A 14,947-nucleotide genomic window follows, 5' to 3' on the forward strand; every position below is an offset into this window, starting at 1 on the left:
AGGAGACGCATGATGCATGCTTTAATCTTAGTCGATCTGCAATATGACTTTATGCCGGGCGGTACCCTGGCGGTCCCCGGCGGCGATGACGTCGTGGAAGTAGCCAACCAGTGGATACCGAAATTCGAACTGGTCGTTGCGACCCAGGACTGGCATCCGCCAGGTCATCTGAGTTTCGCGAGCCAGCATCCCCATCGGGAAATTGGTGAGCAGATCGATCTCAATGGGCTGGAGCAGATTCTCTGGCCCGAACACTGTATTCAGGGTTCCCCGGGAGCCGAACTGCACGCCGATTTGGATCAGGAGCAGATTGATGCGGTAATCCCGAAAGGCACCGATACCAGCATCGACAGCTACAGCGGGTTCTTCGATAACGGACATCGACAGGCGACCGGCCTGGGCGACTATTTAAACGAACGCAATGTGAGTGAAGTCACCATCATGGGGCTTGCCACCGATTACTGCGTGAAATTCACGGTCCTGGATGCAGTCAGACACGGATTGAAAACCAATCTGGTGCAGGCTGGCTGTCGGGGCGTCGATCTGAACGAGGGTGATATTCAGCGGGCCCTGCAGGAAATGCAGGCGGCAGGTGTCGCCCTGATCTGAAATAGAACAAACAAAAAACAATCAACTATGAAAAGAAAAAGTAAGAAAAGGAAAATGAAATGAACGAAAAGGATATCAAAAGGAAAAGTAAATTTCTGAGCCTGATTCTCAGGCATCAGCCGGAGACCGTCGGGATCCAACTGGATGAATCGGGTTGGGTCGATGTAGAGACGTTACTCTCTGCGATCGACGAACATGGTAAAAGGATGTCGCGGGAAACACTGGAGCATGTCGTACATTCGAATGACAAACAGCGGTTCTCCTTCAGCGATGACGGCACCCGCATCCGGGCTAACCAGGGGCACTCCGTCAAAATTGAACTGGGCTACGAGGCTGCGACTCCCCCTGAGTTCCTGATTCACGGCACGCCGCAACAGTTTGTCGCAGTGATCGCCCGCGAGGGACTCAAGAAGATGAAACGCCATCACGTGCATCTGCATGGAGATGAAAATACCGCTCTGGCGGTCGGGCAGCGGCGGGGTAAACCCGTGTTACTGAAGATCCGCTCGGGAGAGATGTCTCAGGCCGGGTTTGAATTCTTTGTGACCCCGAATCAGGTCTGGTTAACCGATCGGGTTCCACCCGAGTACATCGACTTCCCCTGAGCCCCGCTACGCTTTCCCTTCGGTTTCTCCCGCCTCCCGCAGCGTCCGGCGAATCTCCATCAGAATCTGCCCCAGTCGATTCTTACCGCTGCCATCCCCGGCATCTCCCCAGTAAGCATCGTTCGTTGTATGCTCGACCAGACGACTCTCTCCCGTAGAGAGCAGCAGTTCCCGCAGTTCTGCATGTTGCGTAAACTTCGCCAGCACGGCCTGCCGCATGATGCCATCTTTGACCGATTCCCAGTCTTTCCGCAGCGGTCTCTTCCGCTCCCGTCCCATCCGGGCAGCCCGCATCGGCGACGGTTCTTTGCGGATCTCTACCTGGTGTGAAGTCTCTTTGAATTTCTGCGCCTGAAAATAATGCTCCGACGTCGGCCAGCGTTTACCGTCCAGCTCAATCGGAAACCCGGCAAAGTTGGAGAACTCACCGTAAGCCTCACTGACGCTGTAGAAGTTGATGGTTTGATTGGACATGGTGAAATTCTTTTTTTTTGGAATTCAAGAACTCGAAATGAATCGTCAGATTCAAGACAGAATTTTAATCGGAGAAGTTCGAGTTCACTGAGAGAAATCTGCTAAAATAGAGGCAATCAAAAGTGAACAGGAGTCACAAGAATGAGCAGCCTCGCCATCTACTATCATCGTCAGCACGGTCCTCTGTGTCTGTTGGTCTACGCCACCGCAGCCCTGCTCGCCGGAGTTGCCTGGTACTGTCGCCATGAACCACCTCAGCCATTCCTGACCTGGATCCTGAGCGGTTCGGCGATGCTCGTGTTTCTGTTCGCGGCCTCCTTTCACCACCTGACCGTAGCGGACGAAATCGACCGCCTGCGAATTCGCTTCGGCCCCATTCCCCTGTTTCAGCGGGCTGTACTCTACGAAGACATCGTCGGTGTCGAAGTCGGTCGCACCAGCATACTGGATGGCTGGGGCATTCATCTAAGCCTCCGCGGGGGTTGGGTAATGAATCTCTGGGGCCGTGACTGCGTGGTTCTCAAACTCAAAAAGGGAACGCTCCGCGTGGGTACAGACGATGCCGAAAACCTTACCTCATTTATCAAAAGCAGACTGCCGGAAGATTCGGATTTGTCGAGTGATTGAGAGTCGGGACAAAGGAGTTTACAGTTACAAGAGTTCGTTTCCAAATAATTCAATACACGCTAGATAGATCGTAAAGGTGGACGTGATGGCCATCATTAAGCCGGAAGACCAGGGATTCCAACCACCCGGGGGAGTGAATTTTTCAACGGAAGAGTTTGTACCTCTGAATAAACTGTCCAACGCACTTTGTAAGATCGCAGCTTTTTTGCAGAACGATCTTCACGTTACTCAACTGGTAAGGTATGACGACTGGTGGCAACATGATGGTCTGCATTTCCGGAAAGCCGACTGTGATATCCATGGACTGTTTGCCATGGTCCAGACCCCTCGTTCACTTTTATTATCGATGCCAGGGGATGAACTGGTTTATGTAGGGATCGCTCCTCCTGACTCATCCTGGTACGTGCGGTTTTATGTGTGTTGGGACGATCTTGACAGTGAACTGATTGGTGTTTTTGATCTGACACTCTCCGTGAGCATCGCAGACCGGTTTCGTTCCTCTCTGGTTCCCGAAATTGGATGTAAAATTCGAGAGCAGGATGCAGCTGAATATTTTAAGAAGATCATACTCTAGATGATGCTTCTGATTGTGACTTAACCTGACACTGAACTTCAAACCCACCTCACAGAGCCCAGACAGCTATTCGTCGAACAGCCATTTCTTCCCAACGCCCATGAAGATCGAAGCCATGATCAGCCCTCCTACCGGTCTGCTGCGTTTGCCTTCCGGGGAATCTCCCTCGAAAAACATATAGATGGAAGCACCCAGCATTATGATGCCCAGTGCCATCGACATCACGCCGAACGCTTTCTTGACCAGCTTTCCCATCGAAAGGCTCGGGCCTTTCTTGCGGGACTTTTTCTTCTTCGATTTGACTGCGGTCTTCGTTTTTCGCTGAGGTGCGATCGGCTCTCCATAATGCTCGAAGAGATCTTCGGTTTCTTCGTCAGATGCAGGGACCTGCATCCGGCTGCCACACGATTTGCATTTCAGCGTCTGGCCAGCGCGTTCCTCTTTGACTTTATAACTCTGAAAACACTCGTCACATTGAACGTGAATGGGCATCCCGGTCTCCGCTGGTCGTCTCTCTGTTGGCTTCTGTGCAAATGGATATGAGCGTACATTGTTTCTACTTCATGTACACAGGATAGACCAGACCGATTATGAAAAAATCCCGCAGCCGCTATCGCGTACTCCGGGACAAATGCCACCTTCCAGTAGAACCGTTACACAACGTGTGACCGGTAATTTCAGTTCTGCTGTTGGTCTTCGTATTCTTTAATGGTCTGTTTCAGCTCTACCAGCAGCTTGCGTCCATCTTCACCGGTCATTCTGATGAACCGCTCCCGGACCGGCTGACTCGCCTGACGAAACGCTTCGCGTTCTTCGGGTGTCAGCTCGGTGATGATTTCCAGGTCAGGCTTATTCTTGCGAATCAGGCTCAGCCGCTCCTGGTTGAATTCTCTCTGTACCTTCAGGATGTAGTCGTTGAGATCGGCTACCACCCCGGTCACCAGTTCCTGACGTTCGGCAGGCAGAGAATCGAAGAATTCACGGTTAGTGACAGCAGTCGTGATGAACGGTGCATGTCGCGCGAAAATCATCCAGTCGGTCACTTCATAGAAATTCATCTCCTGAATCGCGAACACCGGGTTTTCCTGTCCGTCGATCATATTCAGTTGCAACGCCGAATAGACTTCGGAGTAGGGGAGCGGTGTCGGGCTGGCTCCATACGCATTGTAGGCAGCGATCAGCAGTGGGGACGTCATGACCCGCATCTTGACTCCCTCGAAATCTTCAGGCCGATGAATGGGATCTTTCGTTGTCCAGACCTGCCAGCCCTCCGAGAAAATGGAAAGCAGCTTCAGCCGCTTGCGGGCGTAGAGTTCAGCAAAGGTTTTCTGTAACCGCGGATCTTTATTCAATACCTGGTTGTTGATTTCATCATCGTCGGAGAACAGAAAGTGCAACAGGAAGACCTGGACTTCCGGAATCAGTTTTCCCAGATGTCCGGGGGAGGCCATCGCAAACTGCACGACTTCCATGTCGACCAGTTCGGTAATCTGGTCCGAGGTTCCCAGGGTTCCGTAGGGATAGATGGTGACTTCGATTTCCCCATTGGAACGTTCCTCGACGAGTTCCTTGAACTTCATCGCGTACTGGTGCTGAACGCTGCCGATAGTCTCTTCAATCGCAAACCGCCACTGTGTCGGTTGATCGGTCGACGCGGTGGCCTCAGCACCACACGAAGTGCAAAGCAGGGAACCGCCCACGATCAGGAGCAGGCTCCAGACGGACGCAGAACTGAATGTTTTCTGAATCAGGTTCATGATGCTTATCCAAATGCGAGGTTGCGGAGAAACAGGGAAATACTGGGGAACGCAATCAGCAGGATCCCCGCAAACAACAGAATGGCGATGAAGGGGGGCGTGCCCCGGATCACCTCCAGGTAGGGCCGGCGGAAGACCGCAATCGCAGTGAAAATATCACAGCCGAACGGCGGCGTCGCAGATCCGATGGCCACCTGTAAGGTCACTACAATCCCAACCAGTACCGGATCAATGCCTGCGGCAATTGCCACCGGATGGAAGATCGGGGTCAGAATCAGAATCACCACGATCGGATCCACGAACATACAGCCGATGAAGTAGGCGATGGCAATCGTCAGCATGATCGTCCAGTAGCCCGAATCCGGTGTCAGCCCCAGCCAGTTATTAATCAACGCGTCCGGCAGTTGTGCGAACGAGATCACCCAACTGAAGGCAGCACCCGCACCAACGAGGATAAAGACGACCGCGGTAATCAACCCGGTCGAGAGTGCAATGTCCGGAATGTCTTTCACAGAGAGATCCCGGAAGAAGACGATCTCCAGAATCGCAGCATAGAGAACCGAGATCGCCGCTGCTTCGGTGGGGCTGAAAATCCCCGAGTAAATCCCGCCGATAATAATCAGGGGGAAACCCAGCGGGAGCAGTGCCCGGCGTGCTGCTGTGCGACGGGTCGCAGAGTCTGTTTTTTCCTGGCGGGGAATCTGCATGCGAATCGAAGCGATCCAGCAGTAAATACAAAACAGCATCAATACCAGGAGGCCCGGTCCAATACCCGCGATGAACAGTTCCCCGATCGAGGTACCCGACACAACACCGTAAACGATCATGCCGATACTGGGCGGGATCAAAAGCGCAATGTCGCTGGCATTGATGATCAGCGCCGTGGTGAACGAGTCGGGGTATCCTGCTTTGAGTAACTGGGGCCTGAGCGGGCCACCAATGGCAACGACCGTCGCCTGGGTCGAACCGGACATGGCGCCGAACAACGTGCAACTGATGGCACTGGCGATCGGCAGACCACCTCGCAGGTGGCCGACAAACGCCGTCACCAGGTCGAGTAACCGGTTCGCGGAATTCCCCCGCGTCATGATATCGGCCGCGAAAATAAACATCGGGACCGCGATCAACGCCGCGGGCTTGATACCACCGATCATCTGCTGGACCAGCACAGCCGGCGTCACATCCGGATGAAAAACCAGCAGAACCGCCAGGGCAGCGACGATCAGTGGGACCTTCATCGGAAAACCCAGCAGCAGTAAAAAGATCATGATGCCGATGATGAGTAAGGCTTCCATTCGTGATTCTCCCTGAGGGCCTGGGTTAGACTTCGCCGACGACCGTGGTTTCGTATTCGTCTTTCTGTGAATACGAAATGTAGACGTCGGGAGCAGTCAGGTTACGGAAGACCGTCAGGCCATATTGAATAGCCGACAGAATGAACCCCAGCGGGACGAACAGATAGATCAGGTACAAGGGCACCTGCAACACGGGAGAAATCGTGCCCAGAAAGCGGACAGTGTTGATATATTCGAAAGCATACCCGGCCAGTAACAGCATCAGCAGAGAGGTCAGACTGTTGATGATGACCATCATGATTTTACGCCAGCGCGGATTGAGCTGATCGTACAACGCCGTCATGCGGATATGGCGACCCTGGCTGGCAGCATAGCTCAGGCCGATGAAGGTCACCACGATAATCAGGAATTGGGAGACTTCGCCGACAAAGGCCAGGCTGAAGCCGAACAGGGCGCGGCACACCACATTGCCAATCGAAAGAGTGGCAATGATAATAATCGACCAGGCCAGCAGAAACGCTTCGATCCGCTGGACGATCGTAAATAATTTGTTCATCTGCGCTGATCCTCGGATAAAGGATGAAATTGAGAGCGCAGGAGAGGCAAGCAGGTCGTAACTGGATCTGCACACGATCGCCACGCTGTGATTAACTCAACACAACAATCTGACATCAGATCCTCTTTTCTTGTTCTGGCTGCCCACCATCAGGGACAACCGTCGTCTTTTACTGGAAACTGTAATTGACCGCCTGTTGTGAAACGGGCTCACAATACTTGCGTGAGGCGATAAATTCCGGTCTGTATTTTTTCTGTCCAAAGGGTTCGTCGAGCTGGTTCCAGACGCTGTTATACACAAAGAACAGGTTCGAACGCGGGAAGGGGGTGATGTTTCCGTTCGAGCCATGCATGGTGTTGCAGTCAAACAGCACCAGTGTGCCCGCGGGCCCCTCTCCCTGAACGATTCCATGTTCGTCGACCAGTTCCCGCAGGGAATCTTTGTCGGGAATACCCAGTTCCTGCTTCTGCAGGGAAGTCAGATAATGATCCTCGGGAGTTTCTCCCACACAGGATACGTATTTCCGGTGAGAGCCTGGCATCAGCATTAAGGGCGCGTTGAATTCGTAGTTGTCGGTGAGCAACAGCGAACAACTCACCGCACGCATCCGAGGCATCCCGTCTTCCACATGCCAGGTTTCGAAATCGGAATGCCAGTAAAACTCTTTCCCGGCAAAGCCCGGTTTCAGATTCACGCGCGACTGATGCAGATAAACTTCGCTGTCCAGAATCTGCATCACCATCCCCGCGATACGTTCATCCTGGGCAACTTCAGAGAAAAATGGGCTGATCTCCGCATGATGAATTGCAAACAGCGAGCGCAGTTCATCGCAGTCCGGCTCCACAATTGCTTCAGAGCGTCTGCGGGTCGCAGCACTTTCCTTGAGACGAACCAGTTCGGCGTTGCAGGCGTCGATCTCCTCTTGGGAAAAAAAAGCCGGCAGAATCAGAAAACCGTACCGTTCAAACTGGTTTAGCTGACCTGCCGTTAATGGGCCATCCTCGGTAGATCCATACACAACCGGATCAGCCCGCTCCAGGAATTCGGGCTGAGATTTGACGCGAGACGGATACAGATCTTTCGAATTCGCTACTTCAGTGTTCATTGCCTTCACGGTCACTGGCGATTGCCGGATCGAGGCATCTCCAGCCTGATAAAAAAGTCCTTTATGTAAAACAACAGTGACGTAAACGCTGAGCTGCGAGTCGACTCAGGAGTCGGTGGTCGCAGCCGGATATACACCATTTTCGTCGTGGACTTCCTGACCGGTGACGGGAGGATTAAACACACAGACCATTCGTAACTGAGATTTCGCTCTCAGGAGATGACGGTCGTTCTTATCCAGAGCATACATCATGCCCGGGGAGATGGGGTAAGTCGGCCCATCCGGAATCAGTTCGATTTCGCCTTCTCCTTCAATGCAATACACGGCTTCAAGGTGATTCTGGTACCAGATTTCCGTTTCCGTCCCCGGGTGAATCAGCGTGTCGTGCAGGGAAAATCCCATCTTGTCTCCTGCCAGCAGAAGACGGCGGCTGTTCCAAGTTTCGGCTTTAATGTCACGGTCGGTATCAATAATCTCACTTAATTGACGTACAAGCATTGTGAGCGTCTCTCTTCAGTTTCTTTGGATGAAATAGGTTGTCTATCAGGTTGAATCTCGGTTTCGCTGGAAGCCGAGTGACTGATCACTCGCTGGTGATCAGCCCCAGTTCTTTCATAATGGCTTCGTCTTCCAGAACCGCTTTGTAACTTTCGGCGACGATATCAAGTCCCTGCTTCAACAGGTCTTCTTCGATGGTCAACGGCGGCAGGAATTTCAGCACATGGCTGTCGGTACCGCTGGTCTCGATGATCAGACCCCGCTTGAAAGCGGCTTCGGTGATCTTACCCGACAGATCCGGACATTCCTGACAAGCCAGGCCCCAGATCATACCGCGTCCGCGAACTTCGAGATCAACGTCGATGATACTGTCGGCAATCGCCTGCAGACGTTCCCGGATCAGCTCACCTTTGCGTTTGATTTCGCGGGACAACTGATAATCGCCCCAGTAGTATTCGATTGCTTCAGCGGCGGAAACGAATGCCAGGTTATTTCCACGGAAGGTACCGTTATGTTCGCCAGGTTCCCACTGGTCCAGTTCGGACTTCATCAGTACCAGCGACATCGGCAGCCCGTAGGCACTCAGTGATTTTGACAGTGTCACGATATCCGGCACGATTCCAGCCTGTTCGAAACTGAAGAAGTCGCCGGTACGTCCACAGCCAACCTGAATATCGTCGACGATCAGCAGCATGCCATGTTCCTGACACAGAGTTTCCAACTGCTGCAGCCATTCGATGCTGGAGACATTCACCCCGCCTTCACCCTGCACGGTTTCCACAATCACTGCTGCGGGGAGATCCAGGCCACTGCTGTTGTCTTTGAGTAGAGCCTCAAAATATTCCAGGGTGTCGATGTTGTCACCCAGGTAGCCGTGGTAGGGCATGAAGGTCACGTTATTCAGAGGCGTGCCGGCTGCATCGCGGAAGTGACTGTTGCCGGTCGCGGCGACAGATCCCAGGCTCACACCATGGAAACCGTTCGTGAACGAGACAATATTCGTCCGGCCGGTTACCTTACGTGCCAGCTTCAGGGCTGCTTCCACAGCGTTAGTACCGGTGGGGCCAGTGAATTGTACCTTATAGTCCAGCTCCAGTGGAGACAGGATCCGTTTCTCGAAGACTTCCAGGAAGCGTTCTTTGGCATCGGTGTGCATGTCGAGACCATGCAGCATACCATCTCGTTCGAGGAACTCCAGCAGCTTGGTTTTCAGCTGTGGATTGTTGTGACCATAGTTGAGTGAACCGGCTCCTGCCAGGAAATCAATATATTCATTTCCCTTGTCGTCGCGCAAAGTCGCGTTTTGAGCTTTGGTGAACGTAGTTGGGAACGAGCGGCAGTAACCTCGAACGTTTGATTCGAGTCGTTTAAATATACTCATGATATTGTTGATTTCTCTCCATGAACGGGTTTAAGGGTGAATGGACCAAGCTGGTAGAGATCTTCTGCTTCGTGTTCTTCGACTTCACCAAACAGGGCAGCAGGAAATCCTTCTACCGATCGACATTCCGTATTGAGGCGTTTCGCCAGTGAGCGAAACAGTTTCTGAGACGACTTATTCGAAGGTGTGATCGTCGTCTCCAAGTGATTAACGTCGGCGAGCGACTCCCGCGACAGCAGGTCGTCCAGCATTCGGGAGGCAACTCCCTGGGAACGCAGGCGACTGTCAACGGCGGCTTGCCAGATAAAGATCGTTTTCTCTCGCTGTGGAGGTCGATAAGCGGATAGAAATGCCAGGACTTCCGAGTCCTGCTCCACAACAACGCAAGTATCGTGAAAGTCACGACATAGCAGCATGGTGGCGTAAGTGGAATTTACGTCCAGGGGAGGGCAGCGTTTAATGAGGCGGGAAATTGCGAGCGCATCTTCCACACGGGGCTCGCGAAAAATGAGTTTGTGGGCCGTATCCATTTGGCTTTTTTATGGGATTCCGAGCAAGTCGCTCTAGGAAAATGATTAGACTACAAAGTAAATTCAAAATACATTATCTTGAAACTGCGAGTCATATGCTAATGTCAAGTTTCACGTTAGTGTCTTAAAATTAACTTAATGTAGACTTTCTCGAGTCCTGAAGCTCATGGCTCAGGGGGTGAAACGACATCGCTTGGCAGAATTAGTTAGTGTGCAATACTTTGTACTCAATGTATCTGGAATTGTCAACCCCCCAGTTTCTGAAATGCGGCTGAATGGAGAGCTTACTGTTCATTTGCCCCATTTCTGGTCTAGTCAGGGCTCAAATCGTTCTCAGAGGCAATGTCGGTTTGCCCCTGTGTGAGCAGGTTCAACTCCGGATAGCTGGAGTGATTGCCGTCCTTAGAACCGGTTTTAGTCGAAAATTCCGACTATTTGATAATAAACCTGTAAACGGGCGACCTCAGGAGTGGGAATCCAGGTTCTGTTGCTTGAGAAACGTGTCGGTATCTGGTTCTGTCGGTCCTGTATGAGACGAGACGTCACCTGCAGACAGCACGGGGGAAGCATCGATATCTTCCGCGTCCATCATCGTGGCGATCCGCTGCAGTGTGGCCAGCATCTGGGTCTGTTCCCATTGCTGCAGCGTCAACAGTTCACGACGAAAGCGATCCTGCAGCAGCGACGGCGCGTTCTTGAGCATCGCCTGGCCTTCATCTGTCAACTCCACCACCACGGTCCGCTTATCCTCTCCACGACGGGAGCGGGAGACCAGATGGCGTGATTCCAGTCGACTCAGAATTCCCGTCAGTGTCGCCTGGCTCAGATGAATCGATTTCGCCAGCGCCCCGACCGTAATCGGCTGTCGTCGCGCAATCGTCTGTAGTGCTGCCAGTTGCGGGGCAGTCAGTCCGATTTCCTGCATCAGGTTTCGCGAATGCAAATCGATCGCACGCGTGATGCGACGCAGGGCCACGATAACCTGATCCTCAAGTCCTAACGGCGACATGGGATTCTCGACTTTAATTAGAAAGAGCTCAGAGACGCTGTGATATCAATTCATTATGCATACTCCGCACACGATTTCAACCAGATCTCCTGCAGAGCCCCTGTTCGACTACCCGTAGAGGTCTGAATCAAATTGTCAAAGATCGAGAGAATCAGCTGAGCTCCAACTGACTCCGTTTCACTGTTGCTGTTTCAGCGCGAGCCTCAACTGCAGCGGATAATCCGTCAGAATCGCATCCACGCCCGCCGCAGTAACCCGTCGCCAGTTAGCAGGCAGATCGCCGCTGACCGTTGGCCCGGCGATAAACGTGCGTTTGCCGGCCTCGTGTACCTGCTGAATTTCACTGGCCGGTGCGAGGTACCGCAGGTAAACCCAGTCTGCATTACTCGCACCGAGCGCGTCTTTGAATTCGCCCGCATTATTAGCCACCGCAGCGGTCTCTGCTTTCGGGGAAGCCGCTTTGAGATTGTCGCGGACCTCAGATTCCTGAATCGTTCTCCCGATAAAGATCAGCTTCGACAGTACTCCATGTTTTTCTGCCAGTCGTACCACATCCTGTTCTACGTTCGCATCTTTGAAATCGACAGCGACCAGAATCTCATGCTGACGATAACGGGAGGCCAGTTCCAGAACTTCATCAATCGTTGGCACACGTTCGCCCTTGAACTGACTGTCAAACCAGTTACCTGCGTCCAGCTTCTTAATCTCCGCCAGCGTCAGGTCCGCTACCTTTCCGGTGCCGTCGGTGGTGCGGTTCACGGTCGTGTCGTGCAGGCAGATCAAGTGGCCGTCTCGGGTTCGCTGCACATCGAATTCAAAACCGAGTCGCAGTTCCAGGCAGGCCCGGAAGTTCGCCAGCGTGTTTTCCGGTGCGACTTTGAGCAACCCCCGGTGAGCGACAATCAGTGGTTCGGCTCCCGTTACGGAGTGAAACAGAGTCAGACACAACAGCACAATCATCATCAGCAGTTGGCAGGGACGCAACATTGTCTTCTCTTTCTAAACAGGCACAGGGAATTGATCTTTTCGATTTTGAATGAACTCCCTCTTCAGGTCAATCACCGGCTGCGCTTCGTTCGAAAATTTCACATTCAGAATCAACGCGTTTTTCTTTTGAATTCATTACTGCGTTTTATGCACTGGTACGGTTCAGTTATTTTCACTGAAGAAACTGAACTTGATCGGCTTCTGACGAACCCTATCTTGTGTAATTCTGCTTCGCGCGCGAGGCGAGTGATGCGTGCACTGGAACACGGACCACAACTGACTCAGAAACACCTGAATCGTCGTCGATTTCGTCCACTTTTCACCGGAACAATCCGAACCAGTGCGTTCTGTCTCGTACAATTTCAAATCATTTCGCAGCACACTCAACGCATTTGAAATACATCTCACTGATAATTCAGAGCCATTCACCACCGACCGGGAGCACAATCTCCGCTTGACCCCCACGCGCCCTTCCGCAAAATACATAACCATGCTGATAGCCTCCATAAAGACTGAAAAACCCAATGCCCTGAAACTGACCTGATTCTCTAAGACACTGATTGCAGAAAAGAAAATGAGCCGCAGGGCATTAGCCCCGGTTGAAACAATTTAGGTAAGTACCTTTCAAATGAAGAAAACCGTCTGCTGCTCTACGGCAAACAACGCAGTTCTCGTCCAACAGTGCCCCCGTTCCAGGTAAACCATCCTACGGATCGGCGTCAGCCCGGAAAGAGAAGTCTCGACCACTGCGTCTCCTTCATCACTGAAAATACGAGCCCCACGGCGATTCTCCAGAAATCCTGACCGCTGTCAGGCAGGCATTCCGATAAATCTTCTATGCCGATTTCGCGAAGCAGTCTGAAACCGATCAGGGCACAAATCTTGCGCAGCTTACCCTGCCTGATATTGTTGTGTCTCGATTTCTGCTGCGCACAGGCAGGTGATGCCGCAGCAGAGCCGTTGCTCATCGAGCAGAGCGAATTGGGCAAAGCTCTTACCGAGACAGAACCAGCAGCCTCACCGGTCGCGCCGGTTACGGGTCTCTACTTCGCCCCCTGTTGTGGCACCCTGTTTCAGTGGAACGCGGGCCCGGAATGTTCGGGCGGTCCTCAACTGGACAAGCCGTTGCAGACCGATCGACCTAACTTCACTTCCACGTCGGTGACCGTGGGAAAGGGCGTAACCCAGATTGAATCGGGTTACACGTACCTGAAAAGTAACGAGGGGGGACAGGACGTCCGCTATCAGTCTTTTGGCGAGTTCCTCTGGCGACAGGGCATTCTGGCAGACTGGCTGGAGTTTCGCGTCGGCTTTTCACCCCTGCAACAGACGGCACAGATCGGTACCTGGCATAACAGCACCTTCGGCACCCAGGATCTGGACCTGGCACTGCAGTTTGCTCTGACGCCGCAAGCAGGCATTCTGCCTGAAATGGCGCTGATCACATCGATGAGTGTGCCGACCGGGAGTCCGGCCTTTACGGCTCAACATGTCGAACCGGGCGTCGATCTGATCTATGCCTGGCAGCTGAACCAGATTGTCTCCGTCGCTGCTTCCACGCAGGGCTATGCAGATATCGACACCAGCGGGAAGTACTTTCTGGAGATGGCACAGTCCTGCTCAGTCAATTTTACGTTGAACAGCCAACTCAGCGCGTTTACCGAATGGTTCGTGCTGATTCCCAGCGGCGCCCGTACCGCCCGCACGGAACACTATTTTGATGCCGGGTTCACCTTCCTGATCAATAACAATGTGCAGCTCGACTGGAGCGCGGGCATCGGCCTGAGCGAAGGCGCGTCCGACTTCTTCGCCGGTGCCGGTCTATCCATCCGCTTTCCCTGATCCCGCAATCGCGACGATCAGCGTTTGACGCCTTCCACAATCGAGAGATCGGACGAAGTCGGCACAATCCGCGTCAGTTCAAAGCCGGCCCGCTCATACAGCAGACGGAATTCCTCGGCCGTCCGTTCTCTGCCCCCCGTCACCAGCAGCATGATCAGGTCCACGAACTTCCCCCAGAAGGGGGCATTGCCCGGCTGGATGACACTCTCCAGAATCAATAGCTTGCCCCCATCCGGCAGGGCCGCATGACAGTTCTTGAGAATGCGGAGTGATTGCTCGTCGTTCCAGTCGTGAATGATGTGCCGCAGGAGAATCGCATCCGGTCCCTGGGGCAGTGACTGGAAAAAGTCACCACCGACCAGCTGGCAGCGATCAGACAAACCGGCCTGGTCGATCTGTGACTGAGCCCGTTTGACGACATGCGGTACATCAAACAGCAGGCCATGCAAATGAGGGTTCGCCTGCAGAATGCCTGCGAGATGCAGACCATTGCCTCCGCCGACATCCGCCAGGACCCGGGTATTTGTAAGATCATAAGCATCCAGGATCGAATCGTTCCCGCGACCGTGGATGCCGGTCATCGCCCGGTCGAAGATCTGCGCCTGCTCCGGATGCTCGGCCAGAAACTCAAATACCGATTTTCCCCAAATCTTGTTGTAAGCCGGTTTCCCGGTCTGCAGGCTGTAAATGATTTCGCACCAGGGCCGGAACTGGTCTTCGCCATTCATGATCGCGCAGGCCTGTTTGGATTCCGGGTGATCACTCCGCAGCGGTTCCGCCAGCGGCGTGAGGGAGAAGGCCCCCTGTTCGTTTTCCGCAAAGATCCCCACACTGGCCAGGGCGCGGAGCAGGCGGTACAGCGAGTCCGCATCGGTCTGCGTCGCTTCCGCCAGTTGTGCCGCGGTCCGGGGACCCGCGGTCAACTGATCGGCGATTTCCAGTTTGGCAGCGGCATAGATGCTCTGGGAGATACAGTAGCCGGTAATCATCCGCTCCAGTTGTTGCGGAGGGGGTTCGTCGGTCATCTCAGCGTCTCCTTAGTTCAGCTCACATCAATTCGGGACGAAGCGCATTTACCGACAGGCAATCGGCATTTCA

At 53.3% G+C, this 14,947-nt stretch carries 17 protein-coding genes; 5 read left to right on the plus strand and 12 right to left on the minus strand.

Features of this window, described 5'->3' with window-relative positions; all coding sequences use genetic code 11:
• Positions 1 to 9: 9 nt before the first annotated feature.
• Complete coding sequence (gene pncA, locus F1728_RS22070) at positions 10 to 609, plus strand: bifunctional nicotinamidase/pyrazinamidase (protein ID WP_228030288.1); 600 nt, start codon at positions 10 to 12, stop codon at positions 607 to 609.
• A gap of 59 nt (positions 610 to 668) precedes the next feature.
• Complete coding sequence (locus F1728_RS22075; RefSeq protein ID WP_155365880.1) at positions 669 to 1,214, plus strand: RNA 2'-phosphotransferase; 546 nt, start codon at positions 669 to 671, stop codon at positions 1,212 to 1,214.
• A gap of 6 nt (positions 1,215 to 1,220) precedes the next feature.
• Here the strand turns inward: F1728_RS22075 and F1728_RS22080 are convergent, their stop codons facing one another.
• On the minus strand, positions 1,221 to 1,688 hold the full coding sequence (locus tag F1728_RS22080; RefSeq protein ID WP_155365881.1) for an NADAR family protein: 468 nt from the start codon (positions 1,686 to 1,688) through the stop codon (positions 1,221 to 1,223).
• Between the two features lie 141 nt (positions 1,689 to 1,829).
• On the opposite strand from F1728_RS22080, the gene F1728_RS22085 reads away from it, so the two are divergent.
• Together F1728_RS22085 and F1728_RS22090 are read left to right on the plus strand one after the other, a co-directional pair.
• Positions 1,830 to 2,315 carry a hypothetical protein gene (locus tag F1728_RS22085; protein WP_155365882.1) on the plus strand — a complete coding sequence of 162 codons (486 nt, stop codon included), beginning with the start codon at positions 1,830 to 1,832 and terminating at the stop codon, positions 2,313 to 2,315.
• Between the two features lie 85 nt (positions 2,316 to 2,400).
• A complete protein-coding gene (locus tag F1728_RS22090; protein WP_155365883.1) occupies positions 2,401 to 2,889 on the plus strand; it encodes a hypothetical protein in 489 nt (162 codons plus the stop codon).
• 66 nt (positions 2,890 to 2,955) lie between these two features.
• On the opposite strand, the gene F1728_RS22095 is transcribed toward F1728_RS22090, so the two are convergent.
• The 10 genes from F1728_RS22095 to F1728_RS22140 form a co-directional block, all read right to left on the minus strand.
• Positions 2,956 to 3,381 carry a hypothetical protein gene (locus tag F1728_RS22095; RefSeq protein WP_155365884.1) on the minus strand — a complete coding sequence of 142 codons (426 nt, stop codon included), beginning with the start codon at positions 3,379 to 3,381 and terminating at the stop codon, positions 2,956 to 2,958.
• Positions 3,382 to 3,566: 185 nt separating this feature from the next.
• Positions 3,567 to 4,646: a TRAP transporter substrate-binding protein gene (locus F1728_RS22100; RefSeq protein ID WP_155365885.1), complete on the minus strand. Its 1,080-nt coding sequence runs from the start codon at positions 4,644 to 4,646 to the stop codon at positions 3,567 to 3,569.
• A gap of 5 nt (positions 4,647 to 4,651) precedes the next feature.
• Entirely contained in the window at positions 4,652 to 5,941 is a 1,290-nt protein-coding gene (locus F1728_RS22105; RefSeq protein ID WP_155365886.1) for a TRAP transporter large permease, read from the minus strand.
• A gap of 25 nt (positions 5,942 to 5,966) precedes the next feature.
• Positions 5,967 to 6,497: a TRAP transporter small permease gene (locus F1728_RS22110; RefSeq protein WP_155365887.1), complete on the minus strand. Its 531-nt coding sequence runs from the start codon at positions 6,495 to 6,497 to the stop codon at positions 5,967 to 5,969.
• 169 nt (positions 6,498 to 6,666) lie between these two features.
• Entirely contained in the window at positions 6,667 to 7,602 is a 936-nt protein-coding gene (gene thpD, locus F1728_RS22115) for an ectoine hydroxylase (RefSeq protein WP_155365888.1), read from the minus strand.
• A 105-nt stretch (positions 7,603 to 7,707) separates the two neighbouring features.
• Complete coding sequence (locus F1728_RS22120; RefSeq protein ID WP_145189669.1) at positions 7,708 to 8,100, minus strand: ectoine synthase; 393 nt, start codon at positions 8,098 to 8,100, stop codon at positions 7,708 to 7,710.
• Between the two features lie 85 nt (positions 8,101 to 8,185).
• Positions 8,186 to 9,481 (minus strand): diaminobutyrate--2-oxoglutarate transaminase, encoded by a 1,296-nt coding sequence (gene ectB / locus F1728_RS22125; RefSeq protein ID WP_155365889.1) that lies wholly within the window; start codon positions 9,479 to 9,481, stop codon positions 8,186 to 8,188.
• A complete protein-coding gene (gene ectA / locus F1728_RS22130) occupies positions 9,478 to 10,011 on the minus strand; it encodes a diaminobutyrate acetyltransferase (protein WP_155365890.1) in 534 nt (177 codons plus the stop codon). Before ectA ends, ectB begins: the two co-directional genes overlap by 4 nt.
• A 463-nt stretch (positions 10,012 to 10,474) precedes the next feature.
• The gene (locus tag F1728_RS22135; protein WP_155365891.1) at positions 10,475 to 11,020 is read right to left on the minus strand and encodes a MarR family winged helix-turn-helix transcriptional regulator; all 546 of its coding nucleotides are present in this window, start codon (positions 11,018 to 11,020) and stop codon (positions 10,475 to 10,477) included.
• Between the two features lie 177 nt (positions 11,021 to 11,197).
• Entirely contained in the window at positions 11,198 to 12,007 is an 810-nt protein-coding gene (locus tag F1728_RS22140) for a glycerophosphodiester phosphodiesterase (RefSeq protein WP_155365892.1), read from the minus strand.
• An 882-nt stretch (positions 12,008 to 12,889) separates the two neighbouring features.
• Here F1728_RS22140 and F1728_RS22145 point away from each other — a divergent pair.
• Positions 12,890 to 13,849, plus strand: coding sequence for a transporter (locus tag F1728_RS22145; protein WP_194242468.1), 960 nt, complete (start codon positions 12,890 to 12,892; stop codon positions 13,847 to 13,849).
• Positions 13,850 to 13,866: 17 nt separating this feature from the next.
• On the opposite strand, the gene F1728_RS22150 is transcribed toward F1728_RS22145, so the two are convergent.
• Positions 13,867 to 14,874, minus strand: coding sequence for a methyltransferase (locus F1728_RS22150; RefSeq protein ID WP_155365894.1), 1,008 nt, complete (start codon positions 14,872 to 14,874; stop codon positions 13,867 to 13,869).
• Positions 14,875 to 14,947 lie beyond the last annotated feature (73 nt).

Source organism: Gimesia benthica, from assembly GCF_009720525.1.
Taxonomy (GTDB): Bacteria; Planctomycetota; Planctomycetia; order Planctomycetales; family Planctomycetaceae; genus Gimesia; species Gimesia benthica.

What these genes read in the sequence shown, in the direction of transcription:
- pncA (WP_228030288.1), top strand. Translation starts at nt 10, where the DNA reads ATGATGCATGCTTTAATCTTAGTCGATCTGCAATATGACTTTATGCCG.
- F1728_RS22100 (WP_155365885.1), bottom strand. Translation starts at nt 4,646, where the DNA reads ATGAACCTGATTCAGAAAACATTCAGTTCTGCGTCCGTCTGGAGCCTG.
- F1728_RS22075 (WP_155365880.1), top strand. Translation starts at nt 669, where the DNA reads ATGAACGAAAAGGATATCAAAAGGAAAAGTAAATTTCTGAGCCTGATT.
- F1728_RS22095 (WP_155365884.1), bottom strand. Translation starts at nt 3,381, where the DNA reads ATGCCCATTCACGTTCAATGTGACGAGTGTTTTCAGAGTTATAAAGTC.
- thpD (WP_155365888.1), bottom strand. Translation starts at nt 7,602, where the DNA reads ATGAACACTGAAGTAGCGAATTCGAAAGATCTGTATCCGTCTCGCGTC.
- F1728_RS22085 (WP_155365882.1), top strand. Translation starts at nt 1,830, where the DNA reads ATGAGCAGCCTCGCCATCTACTATCATCGTCAGCACGGTCCTCTGTGT.
- F1728_RS22090 (WP_155365883.1), top strand. Translation starts at nt 2,401, where the DNA reads ATGGCCATCATTAAGCCGGAAGACCAGGGATTCCAACCACCCGGGGGA.
- F1728_RS22120 (WP_145189669.1), bottom strand. Translation starts at nt 8,100, where the DNA reads ATGCTTGTACGTCAATTAAGTGAGATTATTGATACCGACCGTGACATT.
- F1728_RS22080 (WP_155365881.1), bottom strand. Translation starts at nt 1,688, where the DNA reads ATGTCCAATCAAACCATCAACTTCTACAGCGTCAGTGAGGCTTACGGT.
- F1728_RS22105 (WP_155365886.1), bottom strand. Translation starts at nt 5,941, where the DNA reads ATGGAAGCCTTACTCATCATCGGCATCATGATCTTTTTACTGCTGCTG.
- ectA (WP_155365890.1), bottom strand. Translation starts at nt 10,011, where the DNA reads ATGGATACGGCCCACAAACTCATTTTTCGCGAGCCCCGTGTGGAAGAT.
- F1728_RS22150 (WP_155365894.1), bottom strand. Translation starts at nt 14,874, where the DNA reads ATGACCGACGAACCCCCTCCGCAACAACTGGAGCGGATGATTACCGGC.
- F1728_RS22140 (WP_155365892.1), bottom strand. Translation starts at nt 12,007, where the DNA reads ATGTTGCGTCCCTGCCAACTGCTGATGATGATTGTGCTGTTGTGTCTG.
- ectB (WP_155365889.1), bottom strand. Translation starts at nt 9,481, where the DNA reads ATGAGTATATTTAAACGACTCGAATCAAACGTTCGAGGTTACTGCCGC.
- F1728_RS22110 (WP_155365887.1), bottom strand. Translation starts at nt 6,497, where the DNA reads ATGAACAAATTATTTACGATCGTCCAGCGGATCGAAGCGTTTCTGCTG.
- F1728_RS22135 (WP_155365891.1), bottom strand. Translation starts at nt 11,020, where the DNA reads ATGTCGCCGTTAGGACTTGAGGATCAGGTTATCGTGGCCCTGCGTCGC.